Source organism: Pedobacter polaris (assembly GCF_005116505.1).
Taxonomy (GTDB): domain Bacteria; phylum Bacteroidota; class Bacteroidia; order Sphingobacteriales; family Sphingobacteriaceae; genus Pedobacter; species Pedobacter polaris.
This window is the reverse complement of sequence record NZ_SWBR01000005.1, coordinates 279,208-290,458: the sequence shown is the minus strand read 5'-3', so window position 1 is coordinate 290,458 and position 11,251 is coordinate 279,208. Positions and strand designations below refer to the sequence as shown.

Annotated in this window: 11 protein-coding genes and 5 tRNA genes; all 16 read right to left on the bottom strand. The window is 35.7% G+C overall.

Annotated features, from left to right (window positions below):
* Positions 1–80: 80 nt before the first annotated feature.
* Positions 81–3,887 carry a DNA-directed RNA polymerase subunit beta gene (gene rpoB, locus FA048_RS18105; RefSeq protein WP_136843744.1) on the bottom strand — a complete coding sequence of 1,269 codons (3,807 nt, stop codon included), beginning with the start codon at positions 3,885–3,887 and terminating at the stop codon, positions 81–83.
* A gap of 153 nt (positions 3,888–4,040) precedes the next feature.
* Positions 4,041–4,418 carry a 50S ribosomal protein L7/L12 gene (rplL, locus tag FA048_RS18100; protein WP_136843742.1) on the bottom strand — a complete coding sequence of 126 codons (378 nt, stop codon included), beginning with the start codon at positions 4,416–4,418 and terminating at the stop codon, positions 4,041–4,043.
* Between the two features lie 64 nt (positions 4,419–4,482).
* Complete coding sequence (rplJ, locus tag FA048_RS18095; RefSeq protein ID WP_136843740.1) at positions 4,483–5,004, bottom strand: 50S ribosomal protein L10; 522 nt, start codon at positions 5,002–5,004, stop codon at positions 4,483–4,485.
* A 2-nt stretch (positions 5,005–5,006) separates the two neighbouring features.
* Positions 5,007–5,705: a 50S ribosomal protein L1 gene (rplA, locus tag FA048_RS18090; RefSeq protein WP_055132255.1), complete on the bottom strand. Its 699-nt coding sequence runs from the start codon at positions 5,703–5,705 to the stop codon at positions 5,007–5,009.
* 23 nt (positions 5,706–5,728) lie between these two features.
* Positions 5,729–6,172, bottom strand: a complete 444-nt coding sequence (gene rplK, locus FA048_RS18085; protein WP_136843738.1) for a 50S ribosomal protein L11 — start codon at positions 6,170–6,172, stop codon at positions 5,729–5,731.
* A 196-nt stretch (positions 6,173–6,368) separates the two neighbouring features.
* Positions 6,369–6,911 carry a transcription termination/antitermination protein NusG gene (gene nusG, locus FA048_RS18080; protein ID WP_136843736.1) on the bottom strand — a complete coding sequence of 181 codons (543 nt, stop codon included), beginning with the start codon at positions 6,909–6,911 and terminating at the stop codon, positions 6,369–6,371.
* A gap of 9 nt (positions 6,912–6,920) precedes the next feature.
* A complete protein-coding gene (gene secE / locus FA048_RS18075; protein WP_136843734.1) occupies positions 6,921–7,118 on the bottom strand; it encodes a preprotein translocase subunit SecE in 198 nt (65 codons plus the stop codon).
* 16 nt (positions 7,119–7,134) lie between these two features.
* Positions 7,135–7,205, bottom strand: a tRNA-Trp gene (locus FA048_RS18070).
* A gap of 84 nt (positions 7,206–7,289) precedes the next feature.
* The gene (gene tuf, locus FA048_RS18065; RefSeq protein ID WP_136843731.1) at positions 7,290–8,477 is read right to left on the bottom strand and encodes an elongation factor Tu; all 1,188 of its coding nucleotides are present in this window, start codon (positions 8,475–8,477) and stop codon (positions 7,290–7,292) included.
* Positions 8,478–8,602: 125 nt separating this feature from the next.
* Positions 8,603–8,674: transfer RNA gene (locus tag FA048_RS18060), tRNA-Thr, on the bottom strand.
* Positions 8,675–8,754: 80 nt separating this feature from the next.
* Positions 8,755–8,827, bottom strand: a tRNA-Gly gene (locus tag FA048_RS18055).
* A gap of 77 nt (positions 8,828–8,904) precedes the next feature.
* Positions 8,905–8,987: transfer RNA gene (locus FA048_RS18050), tRNA-Tyr, on the bottom strand.
* An 87-nt stretch (positions 8,988–9,074) separates the two neighbouring features.
* Positions 9,075–9,147, bottom strand: a tRNA-Thr gene (locus FA048_RS18045).
* A 242-nt stretch (positions 9,148–9,389) separates the two neighbouring features.
* Positions 9,390–9,737, bottom strand: coding sequence for a ribosome hibernation-promoting factor, HPF/YfiA family (hpf, locus tag FA048_RS18040; RefSeq protein ID WP_136843729.1), 348 nt, complete (start codon positions 9,735–9,737; stop codon positions 9,390–9,392).
* Positions 9,738–9,750: 13 nt separating this feature from the next.
* Positions 9,751–10,647 carry a tyrosine-type recombinase/integrase gene (locus FA048_RS18035; protein WP_136843988.1) on the bottom strand — a complete coding sequence of 299 codons (897 nt, stop codon included), beginning with the start codon at positions 10,645–10,647 and terminating at the stop codon, positions 9,751–9,753.
* A gap of 120 nt (positions 10,648–10,767) precedes the next feature.
* Entirely contained in the window at positions 10,768–10,962 is a 195-nt protein-coding gene (rpsU, locus tag FA048_RS18030; protein WP_055132547.1) for a 30S ribosomal protein S21, read from the bottom strand.
* Between the last annotated feature and the right edge of the window lie 289 nt (positions 10,963–11,251).

Here is an 11,251-nt window from a genome sequence, read left to right as displayed (position 1 = left end):
TTTCTTTAAAGTTGTGAGTTACGAGTTGCGAGTTATGGGTCAGGTCTTTTAACCTACAACCCGTAACCCGTAACAAATAACTAGTCTAACGTAATATCTAAACCTAAACCGCGTAACTCATGTACCAATACATTAAATGATTCTGGTACACCTGGAGTTGGTAGGTTTTCACCTTTAACGATGGCTTCGTAAGTTTTGGCTCTTCCAATAACATCATCAGATTTAACTGTTAAGATCTCTTGTAGGATATTAGCTGCACCGAATGCCTCTAATGCCCAAACCTCCATCTCACCAAAACGCTGACCCCCGAATTGAGCTTTACCACCCAATGGTTGTTGTGTAATTAATGAGTATGGTCCGATAGAACGAGCGTGCATCTTATCATCAACCATGTGACCCAGTTTAAGCATATAAATAATACCTACTGTAGTTGGTTGATCAAATTTCTCACCTGTTAAACCATTGTGTAAGTAAGTTCTACCAGAAGCTGGTACACCTGCTTTAGCGATCCATTCTTCAACCTCTTCAGACTTAGCACCATCAAAAATTGGAGTTGCAAATTTAACGCCCAATTCTTTACCAGCCCATGCCAATACGGTTTCGTAGATCTGACCTAAGTTCATACGTGAAGGTACACCCAATGGGTTCAACACAATATCAACTGGTGTTCCATCTTCTAAGAATGGCATATCTTCATCACGTACAATACGAGCAACGATACCCTTATTACCGTGACGACCAGCCATCTTATCACCTACTTTTAATTTACGTTTTTTAGCTACATAAACTTTCGCCATTTGAACAATTCCTGATGGTAATTCATCACCAACACTAATTGCAAATTTATCGCGTTTGTAAGCACCTAGTTCTTCATTTACACGGATACCATAGTTGTGTAATAACAATTTGATTTGATCGTTTTTATCATCATCAGTTGTCCACTTGTATGGGTTAATATGAGCATACTCTAGGTCTGCTAATATTTTCTGAGTAAACTTAGCGCCTTTAGCGATTAACATTTCCTTATAAACGTTAAATACACCTTGAGATGTTTTACCATTTACAATTTGAAACAATTTATCAACTAATTCGTTTTTAAGGTTCTCTGTAGCTAAATTATATCTCTTATCTAATTTCTCAATAGCCGATTTTTCTTCTGCTTTAGTAGTTTTCTTAGCTCTTGAGAATAATTTAGTATCAATAACCACACCTTTAATAGAAGGTGGAGTTTTTAATGAAGCATCTTTAACATCACCGGCTTTATCACCGAAAATTGCACGAAGTAATTTCTCTTCTGGTGAAGGATCAGACTCTCCTTTTGGTGTAATTTTACCAATTAGGATATCGCCTTCTTTTACTTCAGCACCAATACGGATGATACCGTTTTCATCTAAATCTTTAGTAGCTTCTTCAGAAACGTTAGGGATATCTGGTGTTAATTCCTCTTCTCCACGTTTTGTATCACGTACTTCTAATTCAAATTCTTCGATATGTAAAGAGGTAAAAATATCATCTCTAACAATACGCTCGTTAATTACAATCGCATCCTCAAAGTTATATCCTTGCCAAGGCATGAAAGCAACTTTTAAATTTCTTCCTAATGCCAGTTCTCCATTTTCAGTTGCATAACCTTCACAAAGCACTTGACCTTTTACAACTTTTTGACCTTTTTTAACAATTGGTTTTAAGTTGATACAAGTATTTTGGTTGGTTTTTTTGAACTTGATTAATCTATAAGTTTTGCTATCACCTTCAAATGATACTAAACGATCTCCATCGTTACGTACATATTTAATGGTGATTTCGTTAGCATCTACATATTCTACTACACCATCGCCTTCTGCATTGATCAATGTTCTCGAGTCACGAGCAACGCGACCTTCTAAACCTGTACCAACAATTGGAGCTTCTGGACGTAATAATGGTACTGCTTGACGTTGCATGTTTGATCCCATCAAAGCCCTGTTCGCATCATCATGTTCCAAGAAAGGAATTAAAGATGCCGCAATTGAGGTAATTTGGTTAGGAGCAATATCCATTAAGTCTAATTTCTCAGGCTCAATAATTGGAAAGTCACCTTCGTAACGTGCTTTAACACGAGTAGTTGTAAAGTTACCTTTATCATCATACTCAGCATTAGCTTGTGCAATAGTTTTACCATCTTCATCTTCTGCCGATAGATAAATTACATCTTTATCCATTGCTACAACACCGTTTTCAACAATTTTATAAGGAGTTTCGATAAAACCTAAATTGTTAATTTTAGCATGTACGCATAGTGATGAAATCAAACCAATGTTTGGTCCCTCTGGTGTTTCAATAGTACATAAACGACCATAGTGAGTATAGTGAACGTCACGTACCTCAAAACCAGCACGCTCACGTGATAAACCACCTGGGCCTAAAGCTGACAAACGACGTTTGTGTGTAATCTCTGCCAAAGGATTGGTTTGATCCATGAACTGAGACAATTGGTTAGTACCAAAGAATGAGTTAATAACCGACGATAAAGTACGAGCATTAATTAAATCTGTTGGTGTAAAAACTTCATTGTCACGAATGTTCATACGCTCACGGATAGTTCTAGCCATACGAGCTAAACCTACACCAAATTGTGCGTATAATTGCTCACCTACCGTACGAACACGACGGTTTGACAAGTGATCAATATCATCCACTTCTTCTTTAGAGTTGATCAATTTGATCAAGTATTTAACAATCGCAATAATATCTGCTTTAGTTAATACTTTTACATGATCAGGAGTATCCATTTTCAACTTACGGTTGATACGGTATCTACCAACATCACCTAAGTCGTAACGTTTATCTGAGAAGAATAAACGCTCAATGATACCTCTTGCCGTTTCCTCATCAGGTGGTTCTGCATTACGCAAAGCACGATAGATGTTTTCAACAGCCTCTTTTTCAGAGTTTGAAGTATCTTTTTGTAAAGTATTATATATAATAGTATAATCAGCTTGAGATGCACCATCATCTTTAGATAAGATAATAGTTTTTACACCTGCATCGATGATCATATCGATATGGTCGTCTTCAAGAACGGTATCCCTATCTAAGATAACTTCGTTACGATCTATAGAAACTACTTCACCTGTATCTTCATCTACAAAATCTTCAACCCATTTTCTTAAAACTCTAGCTGCAAGTTTACGACCGATAAATTTCTTTAAACCAGATTTACTAACTTTTACTTCATCAGCAAGATCAAATAATTCTAAGATATCTTTATCAGAATCATAACCAATAGCACGCAATAAGGTGGTTACCGGGAATTTTTTCTTACGATCGATGTAAGCATACATTACGTTATTAACGTCTGTAGCAAACTCAATCCAAGAACCTTTGAAAGGAATCACACGAGCAGAGTATAGCTTAGTTCCATTTGTGTGACGGCTTTGGCCGAAGAACACACCTGGAGATCTGTGTAATTGAGAAACAATTACGCGTTCTGCACCGTTAATCACGAAAGTACCTTTAGGAGTCATATATGGTATGGTTCCTAAGTATACATCTTGAATGATGGTTTCAAAATCCTCGTGTTCTGCATCATTACAAGAAAGCTTAAGCTTTGCTTTTAATGGAACACTATAAGTTAACCCACGATCAATACATTCAGGAATGTCGTAACGTGGTGGGTCAATAAAATAATCTAAAAATTCTAAAACAAATATGTTTCTAGAATCAGTGATTGGAAAGTTTTCAGCAAACACTTTAAATAGACCCTCTGTGTGACGGTTATCTGAAGTTGTTTCTATCTGAAAAAATTCTCTAAATGATTGCAACTGCACATCCAGAAAATCTGGATAATCAATGATGTGCTTACTACGTGCAAAATTTACTCTTTGGTCTACGACTTTATTTGCCAAGGGACTAAATTTAATTTAGTTTAAGAATAAACTATTTGAATGGTTTGCCTTCAAACAAATCACCAACCAAACAAGATGAAATGTTTATAAACAGGAATAGACTCCGACTTTGCAGTCGGAGTCTTTTCTTAAAGGTTCGTTAAAATTAAGTGATTACTTAATCTCAACTACAGCTCCAGCTTCTTCTAATTGTTTTTTCAAAGCTTCAGCTTCGTCTTTAGCAACACCTGATTTTAATTCTTTTGGTGCACCATCAACTAAGTCTTTTGCTTCTTTCAAACCTAAACCAGTTAAGTCTTTAACTAATTTTACAACTGCTAGTTTAGCACCACCAGCTTCTTTCAAAATTACATCGAAAGTAGTTTTTTCTTCTGCTGCAGGAGCATCAGAACCACCAGCAGGACCAGCAACAGCAACTGCCGCAGCAGCTGGTTCGATACCATACTCGTCTTTTAAGATTTGAGCTAATTCGTTAACTTCTTTAACTGTTAAGTTTACTAATTGCTCAGCAAACGCTTTTAAATCTGCCATTTTATTAAGATTTTAAAAATTTACGTAAAAATATTCTTGTTTAATTGCGAACTTTAGGTGTTCGTTAACCTCTTTCTTGTAGTGTTTTAACAATACCTGCAATTTTGTTACCGCCAGATTGTAATGCCGAAACAACGTTTTTAGCTGGTGATTGTAATAATCCAATGATTTCGCCAATAAGTTCTTCTCTTGATTTAAGACTTACTAATGCATCTAATTGGTTATCACCAACAAATATTGCTGTATCGATATAAGCTCCCTTTAGTTGAGGTTTTTCTTCTTTACCTTTTCTTAGGCTTTTGATCAGCTTAGCTGGAGCATTGCCTACTTTAGAAAATAATAAAGCCGATTGACCTTTTAATGCCGCGAATATCTCAGATGAGTCGCCTTCTAATCCATCAATCGCAATTTTGATCAATGTATTTTTTGCAACTTTCATTTCGATACCACTTTCGAAACATTTGCGACGGATGTTATTTACTTTCTCAACAGATAAGCCTGAGGTATCAGCAATATAAAAATTGCCATACTCTTGCATTTTCTCTTGTAGAGCTAAAACTACTTCTTGTTTTTCTTCTCTGTTCATAATTAGATCCCCGCTACTGATTTAGTTTCGATTGCAATTCCAGGACTCATTGTAGAAGACACGTGAATGCTTTTAAAATAAGTTCCTTTTGCAGCAGAAGGTTTTAATTTTGAAATCGTTTGAAGTACTTCTAACGCATTTTCATATATTTTCTCTGCTGAGAATGATACTTTTCCTATTGAAGCATGGATGATACCAGTTTTGTCAACTTTAAAATCAATCTTTCCGCCTTTTACGTCAGTTACAGCCTTACCAACTTCGTTGGTTACTGTACCTGATTTTGGGTTTGGCATAAGGTTACGTGGGCCTAAAACTCGGCCTAGTTTACCTACTTTTGCCATACAAGCAGGAGTAGTGATAATAATGTCAACATCTGTCCAACCACCTTCAATCTTAGCCACATATTCGTCTAAACCCACGAAATCTGCTCCTGCTGCTTTAGCTTCTTCTTCCTTATCAGGAGTACAAAGTACTAAAACACGTACAGTTTTACCTGTACCATGAGGTAAAGTAGCAATACCACGTACCATTTGATTGGCTTTACGTGGATCTACACCTAAACTAACATCGATATCAACCGATGCATCAAATTTAGTTGTAGTGATCTCTTTTACCAAAGCAGCCGCATCCTGTAAAGAATACGATTTACCGATTTCTAGTTTAGCGTGTGCCAGTTTTTGATTTTTTGTTAATTTCGCCACTGTTGTAAACTGTTTTTTGTTAATTAATTTGTCCAGGGTGCATCACCGCTAACGGTAATTCCCATACTGCGTGCTGTACCCGCTACCATTTTCATAGCAGATTCGATAGTGAAAGCATTTAAATCAGTCATCTTATCTTCAGCAATTGACTTAACTTGATCCCAAGTCACCGAACCAACTTTCTTACGGTTGGGCTCAGCAGAACCACTCGATAATTTAGTTGCTTCCAATAATTGGATAGCTACTGGAGGGGTTTTGATGATGAATTCGAAAGACTTGTCCACATATACAGTAATCACAACTGGTAATACTTTACCTGGCTTATCTTGGGTACGAGCATTGAATTGTTTACAAAACTCCATGATATTAACACCTTTAGCACCTAATGCAGGTCCTACTGGTGGTGATGGGTTTGCAGCTCCGCCTTTGATTTGTAATTTAACAAGTGCACCGACTTCTTTTGCCATTTTCTGATTTGTTAATTGTAATACTCAATGTTAAATATTGGAAGCATGTAACATTTAAGACCTTAATAATCTTTAGTTTACTGATATATGGGGATTAAGTTACCAAAACCGTCCACGGATCAATACACATAAAAACCAAAAGGACTGCAAAGATATGAATAATCTTGCAGTCCTCAAATATATTTTTAAAATAAATTTATTCTTTTTCTACTTGCATATAGTTAAGTTCTAAAGGTGTTTTACGACCAAAGATTTTAACCATAACTTTTAATTTTTTCTTCTCTTCGTTCACCTCTTCGATAACTCCTGTAAAACCGTTGAAAGGACCATCCATTACTTTAATGTTTTCACCTACATAATAAGCGATATTCATTGTTTCAGCTTGTTGGCTCATTTCATCAACCTTACCTAAAATACGATTAACTTCTGCTTGGCGCATAGGTATAGGATTACCTGCTTTATCGCCTAAAAATCCAATTACACTATTTACACCTTTAATAATATGCTCTAGCTCTCCATCTAAAATAGCTTCAATTAAAACATATCCCGGATAAAAGTTACGCTCTTTTGCAATCTTTTTTCCTTCTTTCATTTGGTAGTATTTCTCCATAGGAATTAATACCTGAGGTACCAAATGAGAGAAACCTAAACGGCTAATTTCAGAATCAATATACTGCTTTACTTTCTTCTCTTTACCACTAACCGCTCTAACTACATACCACTTTAACTGATCGTTCATCTAGTAATATTAATTTGAAAGTGAATTATAAAAAGTTTCTAATATATAGTTAGCGCCTTTATCCATTGCAAATATTACCAATGCGATGATAAAAGAAGCTATTAAAACCAATACTGCAGAATTTTGCAATTCACTCCAAGTAGGCCAAGTAACCTTCTGGGTCATTTCTTCGTATGATTCTTTAATAAATTGAACTACACCAGCCATATTTATATTTTTTAAGCACGGGAACAAGGATTCGAACCCTGATCAAAGGTTTTGGAGACCTCTATTCTACCATTGAACTATTCCCGTAATTAGAAAGCAAAGTACCTAAGAACTAGTTATCTTAAGTACTTTGCAATCACATATCCTTAATCCCTTTCGGGCTTTAGGCTACTATTTTACAATTTCAGTTACCTGACCAGCACCTACTGTTCTACCACCTTCACGGATAGCGAAACGTAGACCTTTTTCCATTGCGATAGCGTTGATTAATTTTACATTAATTGTAACGTTATCACCTGGCATTACCATTTCAGTTCCTTCAGCTAAAGTGATTTCACCTGTAACGTCTGTTGTACGGAAATAGAATTGTGGACGGTATTTGTTAAAGAATGGAGTGTGACGTCCACCTTCTGCTTTTGATAATACATAGATTTCAGCTTTGAAATCAGTGTGAGGAGTTACTGAACCTGGTTTACAGATTACCATACCACGACGGATATCAGTTTTCTCAATACCACGTAATAATAAACCTACGTTATCACCAGCTTCACCATAATCAAGAATCTTACGGAACATCTCAACACCAGTAACTGTAGATTTTAAGTTCTCAGCACCCATACCTAAGATTTCCACTGGATCTCCAGAGTTGATTACACCACGCTCAATACGACCAGTTGCAACAGTACCACGACCAGTGATCGAGAATACATCTTCAACAGGCATTAAGAATGGAAGTTCAGTTAAACGTGGAGGAATTGGAATATAGCTATCTACAGCATCCATTAACTCCATAATTTTTCCAACCCATTTTGGATCTCCGTTCAAGCCACCAAGAGCTGAACCTTGAATAACAGGGATATCATCACCAGGGAATTCATAGAAAGATAATAATTCACGAACTTCCATCTCTACTAATTCTAGTAATTCTGGATCATCCACCATATCAACTTTGTTCATGAAAACAACTAACGAAGGTACACCTACCTGACGAGCCAATAGAATGTGCTCGCGAGTTTGTGGCATTGGACCATCTGTAGCTGCTACTACAATAATAGCACCGTCCATTTGAGCAGCACCAGTAACCATGTTTTTCACGTAATCCGCGTGACCTGGACAGTCAACGTGTGCATAGTGACGGTTAGCTGTTGAATACTCAACGTGAGCTGTGTTAATTGTAATACCTCTTTCTTTTTCCTCTGGAGCAGAGTCAATCGAATCAAATGAACGCGCCTCAGATAAACCAGCATCAGATAACACTTTAGTGATAGCTGCTGTTAAGGTTGTTTTACCGTGGTCAACGTGACCGATAGTGCCGATATTTAAGTGCGGCTTGCTGCGGTCAAACTTTTCTTTTGCCATGTTTTTATACTTATTAGTAGGTTAACTTTTTTTATTTATTTATTGTTTTGATACAATTTCAATACAAAAAACCCTGTTCATTCTGTTTTACCAGATTAACAAAGCCTTTATTTTTATTCTTTTTGAGCCAACTATGGGAATTGAACCCATGACCTCTTCCTTACCAAGGAAGTGCTCTACCGCTGAGCTAAGTCGGCTTATTAGTTTTCAGTTCCCAGCAATCAGTTTTCAGTTCAAACTGTTAACTGCAAACCGCCAACTGCTCACTTCACATTAGAGCGGAAGACGAGGTTCGAACTCGCGACCTATAGCTTGGAAGGCTATCGCTCTACCAACTGAGCTACTTCCGCTTATCAATTTACAATTGATGATTTACGAATTACGATTTGCATCGTCAAACTGAAATCTACAATCTAAAATTAGATTGTGGGGGGAGAAGGATTCGAACCTTCGAAATCTTGCGATAACAGAGTTACAGTCTGTCCCATTTGGCCGCTCTGGAATCCCCCCGCTTTCTATTTATGATTTTTAATTTACGAACTACGATTGAACTTACGTCCAATCTAAAATCTAAAACCGTTGATCTAAAATAAAAAGAGCCTCCTATCGGGATCGAACCAATGACCTACTGATTACAAGTCAGTTGCTCTACCAGCTGAGCTAAGGAGGCTTTTATACTTTTATTAAATGTGGCGCAAATATATAAAAAATTGTGTTTTTATATAATCGAACTAACATTTTTTATTTTTTTATCTTTTCATAGAACTAACCACCTCAACTCAGGAACAATGCCCCTCCCGAAATGGAATGCAAATCTACAAAAATTAATCTTTGAAAAAAATATATTTTAAAAAAAAGTTTGACAGATTTTAGCCCATCAAACTTTTCAATTATTATTTATAAAATATCCGCTTAATAATCAGACACTTCATTGGCATTTAATAATGCCTTGTGCTCGCTAAGTTTTATACGAGTTTTATCTTTATGTTTAGTAATTTGCTTCTTTAGGGATTCAATTGCCAAATCCGTCGCCTCTTCAAATGATTTACATTGTTCTTTTGCAAAGAGGGTAATACCCGGAACCATTAATTTTATTTCTGATATTTTGTTTTCTTCATCTTCTACATTCTCCAACTTCAAATAAACCTCTCCACCTATGATCTGATCGAAAAACTGATCTAACTTATCTACTTTCTTTTGAATGAATTCTAATAATTTCTTGTCCGCATTGAAATGGATCGACTGTACTCTAATTTTCATTTTTCCTCCTTTTTTATGCCTTTGGATGGGCTTGTTTATATATAGATTTTAGACGCTCTACTGAGTTATGCGTATATACTTGCGTTGCCGCTAAGCTTGCATGCCCCAGTAAATCCTTAATTGCATTTAAGTCTGCTCCTTTATTAAGCAGGCTACTTGCAAACGAATGCCGCAAAACATGCGGACTTCTTTTATCTTGGGTTGATATTAATGTCAAATAACTTTTTACTATCCTGTAGATTAATTTTGGATAGGATGATGCACCTGTATTGGTAACGATTAAGGTAGTGATTTTGTTATGAAAATTTTGATTTAATTTTAAATCAATGTATGTTTTTAATTGATCGATGAGCTGGCCATGCAACGGGATAATGCGTTCTTTATTTCTCTTACCCAACACTTTAATAGTGCCTTCATAAAAATTAATATCCGATTCTTTTAACAGTAACAATTCTGCTAAACGAATACCTGTACCAAAAAGCAATTCTAAAACTACTTTATCTCTTTGGCTCGGGAAAGTTTCATCAAAAACTCTTTTCCCTTCAATTTCTCCATCTAACAAAAAATCCATCTTAGTTTCTTCTATAAACACCGGCAAACGCTTAGGTACTTTAGGTGCTTTAATTAGCGTCATAGGATTTACTTTCAGTTCATTTTCTCTAAGTAAATATTTATAGAAACTCCGCAAAGTAGAAATTTTTCGACCTATAGCATTTTCAGAGATATTGAGATCCATTAAAGAAACGATAAAACTTCTTATATGTGTAGCTTTAGCATTAACAGGAATGATTTCGAAATCGTTATGCAAAAAAGTTTCAAACTGGAGCAAATCTGTTTGATAAGATTTTACGGTGTGTGGAGAATAACGTTTCTCGTGTTGCAAATAAATTAAGAAACTATTAATAAGCATAGGCCTTATTTCTTGTTCATGTTTGTGAATATACAAAAAATAGCCTCTGTAAATTATTTTTTTCAAAAAAAAACGTCCCGAAACAAATCGGGACGTTTTTATCTATCTAAACAATTAGGACTATAAAGTACCTTCTTGATTCATGTTCTGAATGTAAACAGCGTGTTTAATTTCTGTACGACGAGCAACAGATTTTTTCTCGTATGCTTGACGGCTACGTAACTCTCTCAATACACCAGTTTTTTCAAACTTTTTCTTGAAACGTTTAAGCGCTTTATCTAATGATTCGCCGTCTTTAATATTAATGATAATCATAACGTAGAAATACCTCCTCTCGATGTTTTTAATGTTCCCTGTTATTGGGGTTGCAAATGTAAGTAAAATATTGAGAACGAGAAAGTTTTTATAAAAAAATAAACCTTGCCAAAATCTACGTGGCTACACATGCTTAGTACTTATTAAATTTTGTACAGCTATTTTCCCAAGGATCAAAATATTGTTATTCAATGATTACAATTGATTTTTAAAACTAGTTGAGCAATAAACTGGTTTTATTTCCTGGAAATGAATTTACTTTCCTACATTTAAATACCTTAAAAACATA